Consider the following 20,883-nt stretch of genomic DNA (forward strand, 5'->3'; position numbering starts at 1 on the left):
TCCCAACCTGTGGACAGTTTCGCGGTCCGCGTTTTCCACCTTTTCATACCGCAGTTGCACCCAGCTTATCCACAGCTTTGCCGACCATTGGACAGCCACTTCAGCTACTGAGGGTCCGCAGCAGATTCGAGTAGTCTTCGTCCAGGCTGGCGTCCGCCTCGCGTAGTTCGGCGACCTTCCGGCAGGCATGGATTACCGTGGTGTGATCGCGCCCGCCGAAGGCCTGTCCGATCTCCGGCAGGCTGTGCTGGGTCAGTTCCTTTGCCAGGGCCATCGCGATCTGCCGCGGACGGGCAATCGATCGGCTGCGCCGGCTCGACAGCAGATCGGCCACCTTCACGCGATAGTAGTCCGCGACCGTCTTCTGGATATTCTCCAGTGTAATCAGTTTGTTCTGTACCGCGAGAAGGTCGCGCAGCGCGTCCTTGGCAAACTCGACGGTGATCGGTTTCCCGGTGAAGTGCGCGTTGGCGATCACCCGCCGCAGCGAGCCTTCCAGTTCGCGGATGTTGGAACGGATCCGCTTGCCCATGAAGAATGCGACCTCGGAGGGGAGTTCGATCCCCGCCTGCTCGGCCTTGCGCTGGAGGATGGCCACCCGGGTCTCCAGTTCTGGCGGCTCGATCGCGATCGTCAGCCCCCAGCCGAAGCGTGACTTCAGGCGTTCCTCCAGCCCCTCGACCTCTTTCGGGTAGCGATCCGAGGTCAGGATGATCTGCTGCTGGCCCTCCAGCAGCGCGTTGAAGGTGTGGAAGAACTCCTCCTGGGAACGCTCCTTGCCGGCAAAGAACTGAATGTCGTCGATCAGCAGTGCGTCGGCGGAGCGGTAGTGCTGCTTGAACTCGTCGATCGCGTTGTGTTGCAGCGCCTTGATCATGTCCGCCACGAAGCGCTCAGAGTGCAGATAGATGATCCGCCCTTCGGGGTGTCGGGCGAGGATGCTGTGCCCGATGGCATGCATCAAGTGGGTCTTGCCGAGCCCGACCCCGCCATAGATGAACAACGGGTTGTAGGCCACCCCGGGGTTTTCCGCGACCTGCAGGCTGGCTGCGCGCGCGAGCTGGTTCGACTTGCCCTCGACGAAGCTGTCGAAGGTGAAGGCCGGGTTCAGATTGCTTACGGGCCCCTGGGGGCGTGGCGTAGTGCTGGCGCTCTTGTCTGCAGCACTGCGTTCCTGACGGGGCTCGCGACCACTGGGGGTCGGCGGGACCGGCAGCTGCGCACCGCCAATCCCGAGTCGCACGCGGCGTTCGTCCTGGTCACCCACCGGCTGCAGCTCGCCCACGGTCTGCTCGATCGATTCCAGCAGGTGATCGCGCACATGCTCGAACACAAACTGGTTCGGCGCGAGCAGTCGCAGCCCGCCTTCGGACTCTTCGGCATGAAGCGGCCGCAGCCAGGTATTGAGTTGCTGTTCGCTGACCTTCCCCTGCAGGCGATCCAGACAGGCTGTCCACAGGGCATTGGCTGACACGCGTTCGTCTCCGGGGCGACGGGGAATTGGAAGCCACCGAGTCTACGCCGATGGGGGTACCCGGTGCCAGCGACTTGCCGACCCTCGAGATTGACTTTGCGTCCGGATGGCGCTAGTTTTCACCGCCCTTTAACCAAGCGTCACGGGAACTCTCATGAAGCGCACTTTTCAACCCAGCCGGCTCGTTCGCGCCCGCACGCACGGCTTCCGGGCCCGCATGGCCACCCGTGGTGGTCGCAAGGTCCTGAACGCCCGTCGCGCCAAGGGCCGCAAGCGCCTCTGCCCGTAGTCCGGGCGGCGCGCCGGCTCCCGTGACCGCGGCGCCAGCTAGCGAGACCTTTCCGCGCCGCGCCCGTCTGTTGACCGGAGCGGATTATCAGCGTGTCTTCAAGGACGCCCGGCGCCAGCGCGGTCGCGATCTGACCCTGCTCTATCGCCATTCGGAATCCGGCGAGGCACGCCTGGGCCTTGCAATTGGCAAGCGGCATGTCCGCCAGGCATCGGACCGCAACCGGATCAAGCGCATCGTGCGCGAGGCCTTCCGCCGGCGGCGGGCCCACCTGCCGACAGTCGACATGATTGTGCTGGCCCGAGGTGGAGCGGCGACCATGGACCGCCGCGCCCTGCGCGCCGAGATCGACAGCCTGCTGGAACGTCTGCAATGACTCTGCCACGCAAGATCGCCCTGTTGCCCGTCCGGGCCTACCAGTACGGCATTTCGCCGTTCATGGCCCCTCACTGTCGTCATTACCCGACGTGCTCGGCCTATACCGTCGAGGCGGTCGAGACTCATGGGGTCCTGCGGGGCTTTTGGCTCGGTCTGCGCCGCATCCTGCGCTGCCATCCCTGGTCGCCCGGTGGCTATGACCCGGTCCCGCACCCGCGTTCCGATACTCCCAGCACTCGACCCTCAAAGTAGTCGCGCTCATGGATAACCTTCGCCCCCTTTTGTGGCTGACCCTGGCCTTTGTCCTGTTCCTGATGTGGCAGGCCTGGAACCAGGATTACGGCAGCACATCCCAGCCGGACACTGCCGCCGAGCGCGCCGCGGAGGACCCCGATGCCCGTCCGGAGGACGTGCCGGATGCGCCGCAATTCGAATCGGAACCGGACACGCGGGCGGCAGATGCCCCGCAGGTGAGCACCCTGCAGGAGCCGGACCGTCAGCAGATCACCGTGCGTACCGATACCCACGAGATCCTGATTGACACCCGCGGGGGCACGCTGCTGCGCGCCGACCTGCTGCAGTATCCACGCGACCTGCAGGACGATCCGCTGGTGCCGGTCCGCCTGTTCGACCATCGCGTGCGCGGCTATGTCGCCCAGAGTGGTCTGACCCACGATCGGGTGAACGACCAGTCGATGGAGGGGCGCGCCCCGTCGCACCACGCCAATTTCCAGGTCGACCAGGATCGCTTCGAGCTCGCCGACGGGCAGGAACAACTCGAGGTCCCGCTGCGTTGGGTCTCCGACGATGGCGAGATCGAGGTCACCAAGACCTACACCTTCACCCGTGGCTCGCATCTGATCGAGCTGGACTACGAGGTCCACAACCGGTCAGATTCCACCTGGAGCGGTCGCCAGTACCGACAGCTCCGCCACGGGCCGACCCCGGATCGGGAGTCCTGGTGGCTGTACACCTTTACCGGAGCGGCCTATTTCGATGGCAGCTACCAGCGCGAAAGCTTCGAGTCGTTCCGCGATGACCCCATCCAGGCACGCATCCAGGGCGGCTGGATCGCGATGATTCAGCACTACTTCGTCTCCACCTGGGTCCCGGGTGAGGACGAGGTCAATGCGCTGTACGCCCGTGCCGTGCCCAGCGATCTGGGTGACGAGTATCTGATTGGTCTGCACTCCGAATCGCGCCAGATCGCAGCCGGGAACAGCGGTGAGTTCTCCACCCGCTTGTGGGTCGGCCCCAAGCTCCAGTCAGAGCTCTCCGAGATCGCCCAGGGGCTGGAGCTTACGGCCGACTACGGCATCTTCACGTTCCTGTCCAAGCCGTTGTTCTGGCTGCTGGACAAGATCCACGCCTTCGTGGGCAACTGGGGTTGGTCGATCGTCATCCTGACCATCCTGATCAAGCTGGCCTTCTTCAAGCTGTCCGCGACCAGCTACCGTTCCATGGCGCGCATGCGCAAGGTCGCGCCCAAGCTGCAGGCTCTGAAGGAACGCTACAAGGACGACAAGCAGCGCATGAACCAGGCGCTGATGGACCTGTACAAGAAGGAGAAGATCAACCCGCTGGGTGGCTGTCTCCCGATCCTGGTGCAAATCCCGGTGTTCATCGCCCTGTACTGGGTGCTTCTGGAGAGTGTCGAACTGCGCCAGGCGCCCTGGTGGCTGTGGGTGCAGGATCTGTCCTCGCGCGATCCGTACTTCATCCTGCCGATCCTGATGGGCGTGTCGATGTTCGTGCAGTACAAGCTGAACCCGCCGCCGATGGACCCGGTGCAGCAGAAGATCTTTATGGCGCTGCCCTTCGTGTTCACCGTGTTCTTCGCCTTCTTCCCGGCGGGTCTGGTGCTGTACTGGTTCACCAACAACCTGTTCTCCATCGCCCAGCAGTGGTACATCACGCGCAAGATCGAGAGCGGCGAGGACCCGGACAAGCAGAAGAGCTGACGCTCCGTGACCGTGACGGACACCATCGTCGCGGTCGCCACCCCGGCGGGGGTTGGCGGTATCGGTGTGGTCCGCCTGTCGGGTCCGCAGGCCCTGCCCATCGCGCGGCGCCTGACCCGACGCGCGCAGCTGCTTCCACGCCACGCCCACTACGGCAGCTTCATTGATCCGGCGACTGGCGAGTCGCTGGATGACGGTCTGATCCTGTCCTTCCCGGGTCCGCACTCCTACACCGGCGAGGACGTGATCGAGCTGCAGGGCCACGGCAGCCCGGTCTTGCTCGAGGCGATCGTCGCCGCTGCGGTGGATCTCGGCGCGCGTCGTGCCCGACCGGGGGAGTTCACCGAGCAGGCCTTCCTCAACGGCCGACTCGACCTGGCGCAGGCGGAGGCGGTGGCCGACCTGATCCATGCCCAGACCGAGCAGGCCGCGAGGCTTGCGCGATCCAGCCTGGACGGAGCCCTGGCGACCGAACTCGAACCGGTCTCACGTGCGATCCGCGACCTGCGTGTGATCATCGAGGCGGAGATCGATTTCGGCGAGACCGATCTCGAGTCGGAGGCTGCCGCCGATATCGCACGCCGTGCAGCCACCCTCCACACGACCATCCGCGAACTCCTCGAACGGCTGCGTCCGGCGCGTTACTTTGCCCAGGGCTTGCGCCTGGCCCTGGTCGGTGCCCCGAATGTCGGCAAGTCCAGCTTGATGAACCGTTTGGCCGAGAGCGAGGTCGCGATTGTCACCGACCGCCCCGGGACCACTCGCGACGTCCTGCGTTCGCCGATTGCGATCCACGGGATACCGGTCGAACTGATCGACACCGCCGGGCTGCACGCGAGTGAGGATCCGGTGGAGAAGATCGGCATGGAGCGGGCGCAGGAGGCGGCCACCGGGGCTGACTTGATCCTGGAGCTGCGCGATCTCACGCGTCCGGATGCGGCCCCCGACTTGGCGGCCCCGGCGGAAATCCCGCGACTGACCGTCTGGAACAAGATGGACTGCGTCGCCGACTCCGCCCGCGCGGACCACGGGCTCAGGATCTCTGCACGGACCGGGACAGGGGTCGACGCGCTCAAACAGGCGATCGTCGAGCGCCTGGGCGTGAGCGAGGGTGGCCAGCAACGCTTCAGCGTGCGCGCGCGCCATCTGGACGGCCTGCGTACGACGGCCACGCATCTCGCCGCGATCGACGCCGCCGCGCCCCCGGACCTGATCGCCGAGGAGTTGCGTCTGGCCGAACGCGCCCTGGACGCGCTCCTTGGTCGCCAGGACCACGAGGCCCTGCTGGGCGAAATCTTCGCCGGCTTCTGCATCGGCAAGTAGGCGCGCGTCCCCACTCCCCGACATTGCGAGCAAAGCGAAGCAATCTCCGGAACCAGGCATAACGTCACGCCGCGAAATCCGATGGTCGTGGCGGACGCTTGCCGCGGCCCTGCGGGGCCTCGCAATGACGGGGCGCGGCGTGCCCGCAAAACCATTTGGCCCGGGGGCCGCTTCGCGCTCGCGTAACTCCCTGCTAGAATTCCGATTTTCGTGTCCGGACCATAAGCGGCGCGAATTGCACTCACAGGCCGGACCGTCGGCCGGGATAGCAGGACCATGGCGAACTCCTTTGATGTCATCGTGATTGGCGGCGGGCACGCCGGCACCGAGGCTGCCTTGGCCGCGGCGCGCGGCGGTGCGCGCACACTGCTGTTGACCCACAACATCGAGACCATCGGCCAGATGAGCTGCAACCCGGCCATCGGCGGGATCGGCAAGGGCCACCTGGTCAAGGAGATCGATGCCCTGGGGGGCGTCATGGGCCGCGCAGCGGACGCCGCCGGCATCCATTTCCGCATCCTCAATCGACGCAAGGGCCCGGCCGTGCGCGCGACTCGCGCCCAGTCGGACCGGCAGCTCTACCGCCAGGCCATCCGCCAGTTCGTCGAGGCCGAGCCGAACCTGCAGATCTTTCAGCAGCCAGTGGCTGACATCACCCAGGACGGCGAGCGCGTGACCGGCGTGGTCACCGAGGCCGGCATCGCGTTCAACGCCCGCGCCGTGGTGCTGACCGTGGGTACCTTTCTTAATGGCCAGATGCACACCGGGCTCACCCAGCAGCCCGGCGGGCGCGCGGGTGATCCGCCGAGCACCCGCCTGGCGGCGCGCCTGCGCGAGATGGCCTTTGCCGTCGGGCGGCTCAAGACCGGCACGCCGCCGCGCATTGACGGTCGCAGCGTGGATTTCTCCCGGCTCGAACCGCAGCCGGGCGACGATCCGCGCCCGGTCTTTTCCTTCATCGGCTCGACCGACGACCACCCGGCGCAGCGCCCCTGCCATATCGCGCGCACCAGCGAGAAGACCCACGACCTGATCCGCGCGAACCTCGATCAGGCCCCGATGTACAGCGGCCAGATCGACAGCACCGGCCCGCGCTACTGCCCATCGATCGAGGACAAGGTGGTGCGCTTTGCCGACAAGACCAGTCACCAGGTCTTTGTCGAGCCGGAAGGCCTCACCACCCATGAGCTGTATCCCAACGGGATCTCCACCTCGCTGCCATATGCGATCCAGGTCCCCCTGGTGCAGAGCATTGCCGGGTTCGAGAACGCGCGCATCACCCGTCCCGGCTACGCCATCGAATACGACTACTTCGATCCCCGCGGCCTGCGCCCGACGCTGGCCACGCGCGACATCGGCAACCTGTTTTTCGCCGGCCAGATCAACGGCACCACCGGCTACGAGGAGGCCGCCGCCCAGGGCCTGGTCGCGGGGCTCAATGCCGCGCGGCTGGTGCAGGACGCCGCGCCGTGGATCCCCCAGCGCTCCGAGGCCTACATCGGTGTGCTGATCGACGACCTGGTGACCCGCGGCACCCAGGAGCCCTACCGCATGTTCACCTCGCGCGCCGAATACCGGCTGTTGCTGCGTGAGGACAACGCCGATCTGCGCCTGACCTCGGTCGGGCGCGAATACGGCCTGGTGGACGACGCCCGCTGGGCGCGCTTCGAGATCCGTGCCGCGGCCATCGAGACCGAGATGACCCGACTCGGACAAACCCGCCCGGACCGCGACCAGCGAAACCACCCGGCCCTGATCGACTTGCTGGGCAAGGCACCGGATCCGGATGCCACGCTGCTCGACCTGCTGCGCCGCCCCGAGGCCGATTACGATGGCTTGATGCATGCGCTGCCCGACCTGGAAGCAGGCTGCGCGCCCGACGTGCGCGAGCAGGCGGAGATCCAGGCCAAGTATGCCGGCTACATCGAGCGCCAGCAGGCCGAGATCGACCGCCAGGCGAAGGCCGAGCAGACCGCCCTCCCGGACAGCCTTGACTACGCCCGGGTCCACGGGCTGTCGAACGAGATCCGCCAGAAGCTGGCGGAATTCCGCCCCCATACCCTGGCCCAGGCGCAGCGCATCCCGGGCGTGACCCCGGCCGCGCTGTCGGCGTTGGCCGTGCACTTAAGGAAACACTGATCAATGTACACGCTCGCGCTCGAGTCGTTTTTGCATGCGCACAAGGCGCGGCGACTGCCGTGCAGTCATTCTGCACAAGGGAGCCGCAACGCCGTGCGCATGCAAAAGCGGCCGAGCCCCGTCTTTCAATGGATTGTGGGGTTGGCACCCCAGGTTCCCCGATCCCGCGTTGCGCCGCTTGCGGGTAGAACCACTACCCGCTGCACGACGCGCCTTGTCTCGGCAAACCTGGGGTGCCAACGCGAGTGTGTACATTGATCAGTGTTTCCTTAGAGCAGCGCGCCAGTGGCGAGTAACGACTGGCGCGCGGCCCTGGCCGCCGTGGGCGGGGACTGGGCGCTGGATCCGCCGGCCATCGAGGCCCTGGCGATTTATCTGGAACAGCTCGGGCGCTGGAACCGCGTGCACAACCTGACCGCGGTGCGTGACCCCGCGCAGTGGATTCGCCGGCACATCCTCGACAGCCTGACGTTGCGCCCGTATCTTCACGGGGACCGGGTGCTGGATGTCGGGACCGGCGCCGGGCTGCCTGGTTTCGTGCTCGCGGCCACCGAGCGCGATCGCGAATTTTGCCTCCTCGACAGCGCGGCCAAGCGCATCCGCTTCCTGCGGAACGTGATCGGGCTCGCTCGGCTGTCCGGGGTCGAGGCCGTGCATGTGCGGATCGAGGACTTTCAGCCCTCCGCGCCCTACACCACGGTGCTGGCACGGGCGTTCAAGGCCCCGGCCGACATGGTCTCGCGGGTCGCGCCACAGGTGGCCGAGGGAGGCCGTGTGCTGGCCATGCTGGGTCAGCGCTCGGTCGTCGCCGAAGCGCTCCCGGCCCCGTGGTCGTACCGAAGCGTGGACCCGGTTACCATTCCCGGCGAGGCCGCCGAGCGGCACATCGCCATTATCGAGAGAGCCGACCCGTGACCGATACGCTGGCCATTACCAATCAGAAGGGCGGAGTGGGCAAGACGACTACTTGCGTGAATCTTGCCGCCTCGCTCGCCCGGTTGGGCAAGCGCGTGCTGGTGGTGGACATGGACCCGCAGGGCAACGCGACCACCGGTTCGGGCGTCGACAAGCACGCCGATGATCCAACCTCCTGCGAGGTCCTGCTTGGGCAGGCCACGGTGGCCGAGGCCGCCCACCGAGTGGAAGCCGGCTATGACCTGGTCCCTGCCAACGGCGACCTGACCGTGGCCGAGGTGCGGCTGATGGAGGCCGAGCGCCGTGAATACCGGTTGCAGGAGGCGCTGGCACCGGCCTGGGCAAACTACGATCACATCCTGGTCGACTGTCCGCCGTCGCTGAACCTTTTGACCGTCAACGGCCTGGTCGCGGCCGATGGTGTGGTGATCCCGATGCAGTGCGAGTACTACGCACTGGAGGGTTTGACCGCCCTGATGCGCACCATCGAGAGCATCCAGCGCGGGCCCAACCCCAAGCTGCGTATCTCGGGCTTGCTGCGTACGATGTTCGATCCACGCAATCGTCTTTCCGGGGATGTCTCCGCACAGCTCACCGGCCACTTCGGCGATCGCGTGTTCCGAACCGTGATCCCGCGCAACATCCGCCTGGCCGAGGCCCCCAGTTTTGGCCAGCCGGCCTTGTTGTATGATGCCTCTTCGCGCGGGGCCGTGGCGTACCTGGCCCTGGCCGGCGAGATGTTGCGGCGCTGAACGCCGCCTGTTCCCCCCTTACCGACTGCCTGCAGGAACGATCAACCATGGCGAAACGAGGACTGGGCCGAGGCCTGGATGCCCTGCTCTCCGGCGCCCAGGCCGGTGGTGATGACAGCGACAGTTTGGAGCAGCTCCCGATCGAGCAGATCCGGCGTGGCAAGTATCAGCCCCGGGTCCACATGGCGGAGGCGGCGCTGGCCGAGCTGGCGGACTCGATCCGAGCCCAGGGCATCGTGCAGCCGGTCGTCGTGCGGCGCCTGGACGAGGGCTATGAACTGATCGCCGGCGAGCGCCGTTGGCGTGCCGCCCAGATCGCCGGCCTGGAGACCGTTCCGGCGGTGGTCCGCGATATCCCCGATCAGGCCGCCGCGGCGATGGCACTGATCGAGAACATCCAGCGCGAGGATCTGAACCCGCTGGAAGAGGCGCAGGCCATCCGCCGCCTGATTGGCGAATTCGAGATGACGCACCAGGCCGCGGCCGACGCGGTCGGTCGCTCGCGCACTGCGGTCACCAACCTGCTGCGCCTGCTGGAACTCCACGACACGGTGAAGGACCACGTCAATGAGGGGCGCCTGGAGATGGGCCACGCCCGCTGTCTGCTGGCGGTGCCACTGGACGACCAGCCCGGCGTGGCCGCGACCGTGGTCAAGCGCGGGCTCTCGGTGCGCGCGACCGAGCAGCTGGTCAAGAAGATCCTCGCCGCGACCCCGGAGCCCAAGAAGGATGCCGGACCCTCGCCTGAGGTGCGGCAACTGGAGAGCCGTCTCTCCGACCAGCTGGGCGCCGCGGTCCAGGTTCGCTACAACCGCCAGGGCAAAGGCCGTCTGGTCATCGAATACAACAGCCTCGACGAGCTCGATGGCATCCTCGCCCACATCCAGTAACTCTCTGAGCGGCCTGCCCGATGGCCCGAAACGCCGTTTGACGCAGTACAAGGGCGCTCTTATACTACGCGCACTTTTTGGGAGAGGGGTGGGTGTGCCCATCCGCTGAATGACACCGCGACGCTTCAGACACGCCTTACAATCGCTAGGTCTGCAGCTCGCCTTAACGCTGATACTGTCGGGCCTGCTTCTGGCCCTGTTCCCCCCGATCGTGGCGATCTCGGCTGCGGTGGGCGGCATCACCGCGACGCTCGGCAATGCCGTGGCCGCGGTCGTTGTGTTTCGGGCCTACCGTTCCGATCAGGTGGGCTCGCTGACCGCCCGCATGATGGGCGCCCAGATGGGACGACTGGCAATCATCGCGGTGGCATTCGGGGTGGCGTTCGCTTACCTGGACGAGCCGGATTTACTGGCGTTGTTCGGCATCTTCCTCCTGGTGCATCTGGCCCCCTTGTGGTGGCTGCACCGGGTTTCTGATCAAGCAATGACGAGATAACTGCATGGCTTCAGAAAGCGGACTGCCCACGATGGAAGAGCACATTGCTCACCATCTGACGAATCTTACCTTCGGACTCCACCCCGAGAAGGGGATGAGCTTCGCCACCACCAGCACCGAAGCCGCCGAAATGGGCTTCTGGGCGATCCACGTCGACTCCATGCTGTGGTCGATCGCACTCGGGCTGCTGTTTGTCCTCACGTTCCGCGCCGCGGCCAAGAAGGTCACCGCCGGCGTCCCGGGCGGCTGGCAGAACTTCGTCGAGATGCTCATGGACTTTGTCAACGACAACGTCCGCGGTTCGTTCAAGCACAAGAACGACATGGTCGCGCCGCTCGCGCTGACCATCTTCGTCTGGATCTTCCTGCTCAACCTGATGGACCTCGTGCCGGTCGACCTGATCCCGCACATCGCCTATCTGCTGGGTATCCCGTACTTCAAGATCGTGCCGACTACGGATATCAACGTGACCGCGGGCCTGGCGCTCGGCGTGTTCATCCTGATCATCTACTACTCGCTCAAGATCAAGGGCCCGGTCGGTTTCATCAAGGAACTGACGGGCATCCCGTTCCAGACCAACATCGTGTACATCAAGCCGTTCTTCTGGGTGATCAACTTCGTCCTGGAGTTCATCAACCTGCTGGCCAAGCCGGCCTCGCTCGCCTTGCGACTGTTCGGCAACCTGTACGCCGCGGAGATGATCTTCATCCTGATCGGTGTTATGTACTCTGCGGGGCTGATCATGGGTCTGGCCGGGGGTGTGCTGCACGTGGGCTGGGCAATCTTCCACATCCTGGTGGTTCCGCTGCAGGCCTTCATCTTCATGGTGCTGACCGTCGTCTATCTCGACATGGCGTACAGCGAAGACCACTGATTTCGACTTCCCTACTCAACTGACTGTTTCAACACTCGACTGGAGATACAAAAATGGAAATGGCTAACGCTCTGATCGTCCTGGCTGGCTCGCTGCTTCTGGGTCTGGCCGCTGTCGGCGCCGCCATCGGCGTGGGTACCCTGGGTGGTCGCTTCCTGGAAGGCGCCGCGCGTCAGCCGGAACTGATCCCGATGCTGCGCACCCAGTTCTTCATCGTGATGGGTCTGACCGACGCCGTGCCGATGATCGGCGTGGGTATCGGCCTGTACGTCCTGTTCGCCCTGGGTTAATAAGGCTGAGCGAGTCCCGAGGTCCCCTCCACTCGTCCAACCTGAGGTAGCAGGATGAATATCAATCTGACCATCATTGGCCAGCTGCTCGCGTTCAGCGTCTTCGTGTGGTTCACGATGCGCTACGTCTGGCCGCCCATGTCCGCCGCCCTGGAAGAACGTCGCAAGAAAATTGCCGACGGCCTGGCAGCCGCGGAACGTGGCGAGAAAGAGCAGGAGCTCGCCCAGGAGCGTGCGACCGAGGTCCTCAAGGAGGCCAAGCAGCAGGCCAACGAGATCGTGGCCTCTGCGCAGAAGCGCGCCAACGACGTGGTTGAGGAAAGCAAATCCACGGCCCACGAAGAAGGCGAACGCATCAAGCAGGCGGCGCACGCCGAGATCGAGCAGGAGATCAACCGCGCGAAGGAAGAGCTGCGCAAGCAGGTCTCCGAGCTGGCGGTTGCCGGTGCCGAGCAGATCCTGGCCAAGGAAATCGACGCCAAGGCGCACGGCGATCTGCTCAAGAAGCTCTCGGCCAAGCTGTAAGGAGACGTTATGTCAGACCTGATTTCGGTCGCCCGACCCTACGCTCGCGCAGCTTTCGAGCGGGCCCGCGAGGCCAAGGATCTCGCCGGCTGGGCCGAGCAGCTCGAATTGCTGGCGGCGATCGCCCGCGATTCGCAGATGCACAGTCTCCTCTCCAACCCGCGGGTCCCGCGGCCGGACCGGGCACAGCTCGTGCTCGACGTGGCCGGTGACAAGGTGGGGCCCGAGGCGGGGAACCTGGTTCGCCTGCTGGCCGAAAACGGCCGGCTGCCCGCCCTCCCTGCCGTGAGCGATGCCTTTGCCGAACTGAAGGCCGCGGCCGAGCACCGCGTCCATGCCGACGTGACCGCCTTTCGCAAGCTCACCCAGGCGCAGGAGAAAGAGATCCACGAGGCCCTGGCCAAGGGCCTGGGCTGCGAAGTCGATCTCGAGCATTCGGTCGACAGCGCCCTTCTTGGAGGGGCCATCATCCGCGCCGGCGACCTGGTAATCGACGGCTCCGTGCGAGGCCAGCTGAACCGCCTGGCTGCCAATTTGAGTCGCTAAGAGGATATTTAACATGCAACTGAATCCCTCCGAGATCAGTGATCTGATCAAACAGCGCATCGAGAAATTCGATGCCTCGTCCGAGGCCTCCAACGAGGGCACCGTGGTCAGCGTGACCGACGGTATCGCCCGCGTCCACGGTCTCGGTGACGTCATGCAGGGCGAGATGCTCGAATTCCCGGGCGACACCTTCGGTATGGCGCTCAACCTTGAACGCGACTCTGTAGGTGTCGTCATCCTGGGCGACTACAAGCACATCTCCGAGGGCCAGACGGTCAAGTGCACCGGCCGCATCCTCGAAGTGCCGGTTGGCGAAGCGCTGCTGGGCCGGGTAGTCGATTCCCTGGGTCGTCCGATCGACGGCAAGGGCCCGATCGAAAGCGATATCACCAGCCCGATCGAAAAGATCGCGCCCGGTGTCATCGAGCGCAAGTCGGTCGACCAGCCGCTGCAGTCCGGCATCAAGGCGATCGACGCGATGGTCCCGGTTGGCCGCGGCCAGCGCGAGCTGATCATCGGCGACCGCCAGACGGGCAAGACCGCCGTCGCGATCGATGCGATCATTAACCAGAAGGACTCCGGCGTTAAGTGCGTCTACGTTGCGGTTGGCCAGAAGGCCTCCTCGGTCGCCTCCGTGGTGGCCAAGCTGGAAGAAGCCGGCGCGATGCAGAACACCATCATCGTGGCGGCCAATGCGTCGGAGTCGGCGGCGATGCAGTTCATCGCCCCGTACGCCGGCTGCGCGATGGGCGAATACTTCCGCGATCGCGGCGAAGACGCGCTGATCGTCTATGATGACCTCACCAAACAGGCCTGGGCCTACCGTCAGGTCTCCCTGCTCCTGCGTCGTCCGCCGGGTCGTGAAGCCTACCCGGGTGATGTGTTCTACCTCCATTCGCGTCTGCTGGAGCGTGCCTCGCGTGTGAACGCCGAGTACGTCGAAGAGAAGACCAATGGTGAAGTGAAGGGCAAGACCGGTTCTCTGACCGCGTTGCCGATCATCGAGACCCAGGCGGGTGACGTCTCCGCGTTCGTTCCGACCAACGTGATCTCGATCACCGACGGTCAGATCTTTCTCGAGACCGACCTGTTCAACTCCGGTATTCGCCCGGCGATCAACGCCGGTCTGTCGGTGTCCCGAGTCGGTGGTGCCGCCCAGACCAAGATCATCAAGAAGCTGGGTGGTGGCGTGCGCCTGGCACTGGCGCAGTATCGTGAGCTGGCGGCGTTCTCGCAGTTTGCCTCCGATCTGGACGAACTGACCCGCAAGCAGCTGGATCGCGGCAAGCGCGTGACCGAGCTGATGAAGCAGGGTCAGTACCAGCCGATGTCCATCGGCGAGATGGCCTTTTCGCTGTACGCCGCGAACGAAGGCTTCCTCGACGACGTCGAGGCCGACAAGATCGTGAGCTTCGAGAAGGAACTGATCGCCTACGCGCGTTCCTCCCAGAAGGAGCTCCTGGACGAAATCAACAGCACTGGCGACTACAACGACTCCATCCAGGAAAAGCTGAAAAGCGCCCTGGAAGAGTTCAAGGCCAAGCACAGCTGGTAACGGGAGCACGCAATGGCGGGCACTAAGGAGATCCGGACGCAGATCAAGAGTATCAAGAATACTCAGAAGATCACCAAGGCGATGGAAATGGTCGCCGCGTCCAAGATGCGCAAGGCCCAGGACCGCATGCAGGAGTCCCGGCCTTACGCACAGAAGATTCACGACGTGATCGGTCACGTCGCGATGGCGAATGCGGAGTACAAGCATCCGTTCATGGTGGAACGCGAGGTCAAGCGCGTCGCGCTGATCATCGTGTCGACTGACCGTGGTCTTTGCGGCGGGTTGAACACCAACCTGTTCAAGAAGGCCGTGATCGAGATGCGTCGCTACCGCGACGAGGGCGTCGAGGTCGATCTGTGCGTGATCGGGAGCAAGGCGCTGCAGTTCTTCAAGCGTTTGGGCGGCAACATCGTGGCCGAGTCCAAGGATCTCGGGGACCGTCCGCACCTCAACGACCTGATCGGTTCGATCAAGGTAGTGCTGGACAACTTCCGCGACGGCAAGGTCGATCGCGTCGTGCTGCTCGAGAACAAGTTCGTCAACACCATGACGCAGCAGGCCCAGGCCACGCAGTTGCTGCCGACGGCGCCGAGCAGAGACGAATCGCTCAAGCACCACTGGGATTACATCTACGAGCCCGACACGCATCCGGTGATGGATACGCTGCTCGAGCGCTATGTCGAGTCCCTGATCTATCAGGCGGTGGTCGAGAACGTGGCCTGCGAGATGGCCGCACGCATGGTCGCGATGAAGTCGGCCTCCGACAACGCCGGCACGATGATCAAGGACCTGCAGCTCGTCTACAACAAGGCGCGCCAGGCTGCGATCACCCAGGAGATCTCCGAGATCGTCGGCGGCGCGGCTGCGGTCTAGCGCCCACCGGCACGAATCGGTCGACTCGGCACGAATTACGACTTACGAGGATGAACAAATGAGTTCTGGAAAGATTGTCGAAATCATCGGCGCCGTCGTGGACGTGGAATTCCCCCACGGCGAAGTGCCCAAGATCTACGACGCGCTGACCCTGGAAAACGGTCTGACCCTGGAAGTCCAGCAGCAGCTGGGCGACGGCGTGGTACGTACCATTGCCATGGGTACGACCGAGGGCGTGAAGCGTCAGACCGCGGTTACCGCCACGGGCAAGCCGATCTCCGTGCCGGTCGGCAAGGGGACCCTGGGTCGGGTGATGGATGTCCTCGGTCGTCCGGTGGACAACGCCGGTGATGTGGAGGCCCAGGAAACCTGGTCGATCCACCGCGCCGCCCCGACCTTTGACGAGCAGGCGGGCTCGACCGAGCTGCTGGAAACCGGCATCAAGGTCATCGACCTGCTGTGCCCCTTCGCGAAGGGCGGCAAGGTCGGCCTGTTTGGTGGGGCCGGCGTGGGCAAGACCGTGAACATGATGGAGCTGATCCGCAACATCGCGATCGAGCACTCCGGCTACTCGGTGTTTGCCGGCGTGGGCGAACGTACTCGTGAAGGGAACGACTTCTACCACGAGATGAAGGACTCCAACGTCCTCGACAAGGTGGCCCTGGTCTATGGCCAGATGAACGAGCCGCCGGGTAACCGTCTGCGCGTAGCGCTGACCGGTTTGACCATGGCCGAGTTCTTCCGTGACGAAGGCCGTGACGTGCTGATGTTCATTGACAACATCTACCGTTACACCCTGGCCGGTACCGAGGTCTCGGCGCTGCTGGGTCGTATGCCCTCCGCGGTGGGCTACCAGCCGACCCTGGCGGAAGAGATGGGTGTGCTGCAGGAGCGCATCACCTCGACCAAGAAAGGCTCGATCACCTCCATCCAGGCCGTCTACGTGCCGGCGGATGACTTGACCGACCCGTCCCCCGCCACCACCTTCGCGCACCTGGATGCCACGGTCGTCCTGTCCCGCCAGATCGCCGAGCTGGGCATCTACCCGGCCGTGGACCCGCTGGACTCGACCTCGCGTCAGCTGGATCCGCAGATCATCGGGCAGGAACACTACGACACCGCGCGGGCCGTGCAGGGCACCCTGCAGCGCTACAAGGAGCTGAAGGACATCATCGCGATCCTCGGCATGGACGAACTGTCGGAAGATGACAAGCTGGCCGTGGCCCGGGCGCGAAAGATCCAGCGCTACCTGTCGCAGCCGTTCTTCGTTGCGGAAGTCTTCACCGGCGCCCCGGGCAAGTACGTCTCCCTGAAGGACACCATCCGGGCGTTCAAGGCCATCGTGGACGGCGAATACGATCACCTGCCGGAGCAGGCCTTCTACATGGTCGGCACGATCGAAGAAGCTGTCGAGAAGGCCGAGAAGCTCGGCTAAGGAGCAAGGCGTTATGCCTATGAATATGCATGTGGATGTGGTCAGTGCGGAGGAGTCGATCTACTCCGGTACGGCCCTGATGATCGCCGCACCCGCCGAAGGGGGCGAGGTCGGCGTGTATGCCGGGCATACGCAGATGCTCGCCCGGCTGAATCCGGGTGAACTGCGCATCCTGGAAAAGGAAGGCGCCGAGCCGCAGCCAGTGTTCGTGTCCGGCGGCATCCTCGAGGTGCAGCCGTACCACGTGACCGTTCTGGCGGACACTGCGGTGCGCGCGAAGGATCTTGACGAGGCCGAGGCCATCGAGGCCAAAAAGCGTGCGGAGGAGGCGCTGGCCAACTCCAAGGCCGATTTCGACTACGCCAAGGCCCAGGCCGAGCTAGTCGAGGCGGCGGCACGTCTGCAGATGATCCAGAAGCTGCGCCGGAAATAATCCGGCAAACTGCGACGGATGACTTACGCTAAGGGCCAACCATCTCGGTTGGCCCTTTATCATTGTACCCATGCCTGAATCCAAGCCCCTTCATATCGCGGTACTTGCAGCCGGCAAGGGCACGCGCATGCGCTCGCGCCATCCGAAAGTCCTGCAAGCCCTCGCCGGCCGTCCGCTGCTGGCCCATGTCCTGGAACGAGTAGCGGCGCTGGACGCCGCTGCCTGCCATGTGGTGGTCGGTCACGAGCAGGAGCGGGTGCGGGCGGCGTTCGCCGACTCCTCGCAAGCCTTGACCTGGATCGACCAGGGGGAGCCCCGCGGGACCGGCCACGCGGTGTTTCGAGCCCTTGAAGCCATCCCGGACGCCGCACGTGTACTGGTGACCTATGGCGATGTGCCGCGCATTCCGATTGCCGACCTGGTGGCCTGTGCCGACGGTGACGGTGTCACGGTGCTGGCCGCCCGGGTCGTGGACCCGAGCGGCTATGGGCGGTTGATTCTCGATTCGTCGGGGCAACTTGAGCGGATCGTCGAGGACAAGGAGGCCAGTGCACGTGAACGTGCCGTGGACCTGATCAATACCGGTGTCCTGGCTGCCCCTGCGGGTGAGCTGCGCCGATGGCTGGCCGCCTGTGAGCCACGGGTGACCGGACCGCGCGAGTGGTACCTTACCGATGTCGTAGCGGCAGCCCGCGCCGACGGATGTGCCGTCGGCGTGGTGGAAAGCGGCGACTCCGCGGCGGTCCTTGGGGTGAACGACCGCGAGCAACTGGCGGTTCAGGAACGTCTGTACCAGGCGGCGCTGGGTGCGGGGATGATGCGCGAAGGTCTGGGCCTGGCCGACCCCGCGCGCCTGGATGTGCGCGGGGTTCTCACCTTCGGGCGCGACTGCCAGATCGATGTGAACGTCGTGATCGAGGGCACGGTGAGGCTCTCGGACGATGTTTATATTGGCCCCGGTTGCGTGCTGCGGGACTGCGACATCGGTTCCGGCACGCAGATCGCGGCGCATAGTGTCCTCGAGGGGGTGCGGGTTCATGCCGATGCACGGATTGGACCGTTCGCCCGCCTGCGGCCCGGGACCGAACTGGGGACCGGGGCGCGCGTCGGCAACTTCGTCGAGATCAAGAATGCCACCCTGGGTGCCGGGGCCAAGGCGAACCACCTGACATACGTCGGCGACGCCCAGATTGGCGCTGGCGCCAATCTGGGCGCGGGCACCATTACGTGCAACTATGATGGCGCCAACAAGCATCGCACCGAGATCGGCGAGCGCGCCTTTATCGGGTCCAATACGGCACTGGTGGCGCCGATACGCATCGGGGACGACGCGACCGTGGGCGCAGGGTCAACCCTGTCCGACGACGTCGAGGCGGGCGCGCTCGCGCTGACTCGCGCCCGAGCCCGTACGATTCGCGACTGGCCGCGCCCGAAGAAGAGCGGTAACGACAAGGAGCAGTAATCGATATGTGCGGTCTGGTTGCAGGCATTGGCGAACGAAACCTGGTCCCCGTCCTGGTGGAGGGTCTGCATCGCCTGGAATACCGGGGGTATGACTCCGCTGGCGTGGCCGTGGTCAACGACCGTGCCCTTTCGGACCTGCGTGCCATCGGCAAGGTTGCGGCCCTGGAGCAACGGATTGACGCCGCTGGGCTGGAGGGGCCGGTGGGCATCGCTCACACGCGCTGGGCCACGCACGGCGCTCCCACCGAAGAGAACGCCCATCCCCACCGTTCGCGCGACGGCCGCGTGGCCATCGTGCATAACGGCATCATCGAGAATCACGGCGACCTGCGTTCCCGGCTGGACGCCGCGGGCTGGCCCTGCGTATCAGCGACCGACAGCGAGGTGATCGCCCATCGCCTCGAGCAGGCCCTTGCGGCGGGATCGTCGCCGCTGGATGCGATGCGCAGCGCCTGCGCCGAGCTTCAAGGGGCCTACGCGATCGCCGCGGTGTTTGCCGACTTCCCCGACGAATTGATTGTTGCCCGCTCCGGGAGCCCGGTCCTGCTGGGCCTGGGGATTGGCGAGACCTTCGCCGCCTCCGACGTGCAGGCGCTGCTTCCGGTCACCCAGCGTTTCGTCGACCTGGAAGATGGAGACATTGCCCGGCTGACGCGCGATGGAGTCGAGATCCACGACGCCAGCGGAGACCGGGTCGAGCGCGGTATCCGCGAGAGTCGTTGCCAGGCGAGCATTGCGGACCGGGGCGAGTACCGCCATTTCATGCTCAAGGAGATCTACGAGCAGCCCCATGCCCTGGAAGAAACCCTGTCGGGGCGCCTGGGCGAAGCCGGCATCCTCGAGAACATCCTCGGGCCGGGCAGCGACGAGCGCTTGGCCGATGTCGCCGCCGTGCAGATCGTTGCCTGCGGAACGAGTTATCACGCCGGCATGGTCGCGGCCCATTGGACCGAGGAGCACCTGGGTCTTCCGGCGCGAGTCGAAGTCGCCAGTGAATATCGCTACCGGCGCCACGTCCTCGCCCCGGGCACCCTGCTGGTGGTGATCTCGCAGTCCGGCGAGACCGCCGATACCCTGGCGGTCCTGCGTCAGTCCCAGGACGAGCCGTTCCTGGCGCGGCTGGCGATCTGCAACGTGCCGGAGAGCACGATGGCACGGGCGGCCGACCTGGTCCTGATGACCCATGCCGGACCCGAGATCGGCGTCGCATCCACCAAGGCGTTTACCACCCAACTGGCCGCCCTGGCCATCCTGGTCCTGCTGCTGGGTCAGGCCGCCAGCGCCGCCCGTATGCCCGCCGCCGCGCGGGCCGATGCGGTCGCGGCCCTGCGCAGTCTCCCCGATCAGGTGGCCCGTATCCTCGCGCTCGACACGCCTATTGCGCGGATCGCCGAGGATCTCATGGAGCGCCAGCATGCGCTATTTCTCGGGCGTGGGGCCTACTTCCCGATTGCCCTGGAAGGCGCGCTGAAGCTGAAGGAAATCTCCTATATCCACGCCGAGGCCTACCCTTCCGGCGAGCTGAAACACGGTCCGTTGGCACTCGTGGATACCGAGATGCCGGTCGTGGCCGTCGCCCCGGACGATGCCCAGCTGGAGAAACTTTCCAGCAACCTGCAGGAAGTACGGGCCCGGGGCGGGCAGCTGATCGTCATTGGCGAATCCAACGCCGCGCGCGCGCTGGAACCCGAGGACACTTGGGTCGGTCTCCCGCAGAACGAGGCCCTCAGCCCCTGGCTGGCTCCGGTTCTCTTCACGGTCCCGCTACAGTTGCTGGCTTACCATACGGCCGTGCTGAAGGGCACCGATGTGGATCAGCCGCGCAACCTCGCCAAATCGGTGACCGTCGAATAGTGAGCGGCGCCCAAACCGTTCAGTCCATCAGGAAACGCTTGTATTCGTGCCCCGGGTTCGCTAGATTTCGGTGCGCTTGAATAACCTGTCACAGGAGCACCTTATGGATCAGCAAGAGCTCAACAACCGCTGCGTCACCCTGTTCCAGTCCCCGCGAATCCAGACCAAGCTTTGGAACCCCCGCATGTTCTGGGAAGTCGGCCGCAAGCTGAACACGAACCCGGACGAGCTGACAGAGCCGAAGGTCGACCTGTGCGAGCTGGAAGTCATGCTCTCCGCCGCAGCCTACGAGCCGTCGAAATGCGCCGACAACCTGAACCAGCGCGAGGCCGGCCGCGCCGACTTCATCCGTCGCGCGGTCCAGTCCGGCCAGCGTCCGTTCCTGCGCCGCGCGGCCTGATCCACTCCCGGATCATC

The 20,883-nt window shown here is 65.1% G+C and carries 22 protein-coding genes; 21 read left to right on the top strand and 1 reads right to left on the bottom strand.

All coding sequences use genetic code 11. The features are described from left to right. Positions 1 to 100 precede the first annotated feature (100 nt). A complete protein-coding gene (dnaA, locus tag F816_RS0109895) occupies positions 101 to 1,474 on the bottom strand; it encodes a chromosomal replication initiator protein DnaA (RefSeq protein WP_019594605.1) in 1,374 nt (457 codons plus the stop codon). A 154-nt stretch (positions 1,475 to 1,628) separates the two neighbouring features. On the opposite strand from dnaA, the gene rpmH reads away from it, so the two are divergent. From rpmH to F816_RS0109995, 21 genes are all read left to right on the top strand, one after another. After that, on the top strand, positions 1,629 to 1,763 hold the full coding sequence (gene rpmH / locus F816_RS0109900) for a 50S ribosomal protein L34 (protein ID WP_018141118.1): 135 nt from the start codon (positions 1,629 to 1,631) through the stop codon (positions 1,761 to 1,763). Positions 1,764 to 1,785: 22 nt separating this feature from the next. After that, positions 1,786 to 2,139: a ribonuclease P protein component gene (gene rnpA / locus F816_RS0109905; RefSeq protein ID WP_038085728.1), complete on the top strand. Its 354-nt coding sequence runs from the start codon at positions 1,786 to 1,788 to the stop codon at positions 2,137 to 2,139. Beyond that, positions 2,136 to 2,393: a membrane protein insertion efficiency factor YidD gene (yidD, locus tag F816_RS14595; protein ID WP_047251849.1), complete on the top strand. Its 258-nt coding sequence runs from the start codon at positions 2,136 to 2,138 to the stop codon at positions 2,391 to 2,393. The genes rnpA and yidD overlap by 4 nt, the downstream gene beginning before the upstream one ends. A gap of 8 nt (positions 2,394 to 2,401) precedes the next feature. Further along, on the top strand, positions 2,402 to 4,102 hold the full coding sequence (gene yidC / locus F816_RS0109910) for a membrane protein insertase YidC (RefSeq protein ID WP_038085732.1): 1,701 nt from the start codon (positions 2,402 to 2,404) through the stop codon (positions 4,100 to 4,102). 6 nt (positions 4,103 to 4,108) lie between these two features. After that, positions 4,109 to 5,425 carry a tRNA uridine-5-carboxymethylaminomethyl(34) synthesis GTPase MnmE gene (gene mnmE, locus F816_RS0109915; RefSeq protein WP_019594608.1) on the top strand — a complete coding sequence of 439 codons (1,317 nt, stop codon included), beginning with the start codon at positions 4,109 to 4,111 and terminating at the stop codon, positions 5,423 to 5,425. 276 nt (positions 5,426 to 5,701) lie between these two features. Then, positions 5,702 to 7,564 carry a tRNA uridine-5-carboxymethylaminomethyl(34) synthesis enzyme MnmG gene (mnmG, locus tag F816_RS0109920; RefSeq protein ID WP_019594609.1) on the top strand — a complete coding sequence of 621 codons (1,863 nt, stop codon included), beginning with the start codon at positions 5,702 to 5,704 and terminating at the stop codon, positions 7,562 to 7,564. Positions 7,565 to 7,849: 285 nt separating this feature from the next. Beyond that, entirely contained in the window at positions 7,850 to 8,479 is a 630-nt protein-coding gene (gene rsmG, locus F816_RS0109925) for a 16S rRNA (guanine(527)-N(7))-methyltransferase RsmG (protein ID WP_019594610.1), read from the top strand. Then, a complete protein-coding gene (locus F816_RS0109930; protein ID WP_019594611.1) occupies positions 8,476 to 9,231 on the top strand; it encodes a ParA family protein in 756 nt (251 codons plus the stop codon). Before rsmG ends, F816_RS0109930 begins: the two co-directional genes overlap by 4 nt. 47 nt (positions 9,232 to 9,278) lie before the next feature. After that, positions 9,279 to 10,121 carry a ParB/RepB/Spo0J family partition protein gene (locus F816_RS0109935; RefSeq protein WP_018168792.1) on the top strand — a complete coding sequence of 281 codons (843 nt, stop codon included), beginning with the start codon at positions 9,279 to 9,281 and terminating at the stop codon, positions 10,119 to 10,121. 109 nt (positions 10,122 to 10,230) lie between these two features. Further along, the gene (locus tag F816_RS0109940; protein ID WP_018144955.1) at positions 10,231 to 10,617 is read left to right on the top strand and encodes an ATP synthase subunit I; all 387 of its coding nucleotides are present in this window, start codon (positions 10,231 to 10,233) and stop codon (positions 10,615 to 10,617) included. Between the two features lie 31 nt (positions 10,618 to 10,648). Further along, positions 10,649 to 11,491: a F0F1 ATP synthase subunit A gene (atpB, locus tag F816_RS0109945; RefSeq protein ID WP_026182062.1), complete on the top strand. Its 843-nt coding sequence runs from the start codon at positions 10,649 to 10,651 to the stop codon at positions 11,489 to 11,491. Positions 11,492 to 11,544: 53 nt separating this feature from the next. Next, complete coding sequence (atpE, locus tag F816_RS0109950) at positions 11,545 to 11,781, top strand: F0F1 ATP synthase subunit C (protein ID WP_012983953.1); 237 nt, start codon at positions 11,545 to 11,547, stop codon at positions 11,779 to 11,781. A 54-nt stretch (positions 11,782 to 11,835) separates the two neighbouring features. Next, on the top strand, positions 11,836 to 12,306 hold the full coding sequence (locus F816_RS0109955; protein ID WP_018144953.1) for a F0F1 ATP synthase subunit B: 471 nt from the start codon (positions 11,836 to 11,838) through the stop codon (positions 12,304 to 12,306). 9 nt (positions 12,307 to 12,315) lie between these two features. After that, a complete protein-coding gene (locus F816_RS0109960) occupies positions 12,316 to 12,852 on the top strand; it encodes a F0F1 ATP synthase subunit delta (protein WP_019594612.1) in 537 nt (178 codons plus the stop codon). 13 nt (positions 12,853 to 12,865) lie between these two features. Further along, a complete protein-coding gene (gene atpA / locus F816_RS0109965; protein ID WP_018144951.1) occupies positions 12,866 to 14,407 on the top strand; it encodes a F0F1 ATP synthase subunit alpha in 1,542 nt (513 codons plus the stop codon). 12 nt (positions 14,408 to 14,419) lie between these two features. Continuing rightward, positions 14,420 to 15,280 carry a F0F1 ATP synthase subunit gamma gene (atpG, locus tag F816_RS0109970; protein ID WP_019594613.1) on the top strand — a complete coding sequence of 287 codons (861 nt, stop codon included), beginning with the start codon at positions 14,420 to 14,422 and terminating at the stop codon, positions 15,278 to 15,280. 58 nt (positions 15,281 to 15,338) lie between these two features. Further along, positions 15,339 to 16,715, top strand: a complete 1,377-nt coding sequence (gene atpD / locus F816_RS0109975; protein WP_018144949.1) for a F0F1 ATP synthase subunit beta — start codon at positions 15,339 to 15,341, stop codon at positions 16,713 to 16,715. A gap of 13 nt (positions 16,716 to 16,728) precedes the next feature. Continuing rightward, entirely contained in the window at positions 16,729 to 17,148 is a 420-nt protein-coding gene (locus tag F816_RS0109980) for a F0F1 ATP synthase subunit epsilon (protein WP_018144948.1), read from the top strand. Positions 17,149 to 17,275: 127 nt separating this feature from the next. Continuing rightward, positions 17,276 to 18,610 (top strand): bifunctional UDP-N-acetylglucosamine diphosphorylase/glucosamine-1-phosphate N-acetyltransferase GlmU, encoded by a 1,335-nt coding sequence (gene glmU, locus F816_RS0109985; protein WP_026333225.1) that lies wholly within the window; start codon positions 17,276 to 17,278, stop codon positions 18,608 to 18,610. 5 nt (positions 18,611 to 18,615) lie between these two features. Beyond that, positions 18,616 to 20,466: a glutamine--fructose-6-phosphate transaminase (isomerizing) gene (gene glmS, locus F816_RS0109990; protein WP_019594617.1), complete on the top strand. Its 1,851-nt coding sequence runs from the start codon at positions 18,616 to 18,618 to the stop codon at positions 20,464 to 20,466. 103 nt (positions 20,467 to 20,569) lie between these two features. Further along, positions 20,570 to 20,866, top strand: coding sequence for a hypothetical protein (locus tag F816_RS0109995; RefSeq protein WP_018144945.1), 297 nt, complete (start codon positions 20,570 to 20,572; stop codon positions 20,864 to 20,866). Positions 20,867 to 20,883 lie beyond the last annotated feature (17 nt).

The sequence above is a fragment of the Thioalkalivibrio sp. ALM2T genome, from assembly GCF_000381505.1.
Lineage (GTDB): Bacteria > Pseudomonadota > Gammaproteobacteria > Ectothiorhodospirales > Ectothiorhodospiraceae > Thioalkalivibrio > Thioalkalivibrio versutus.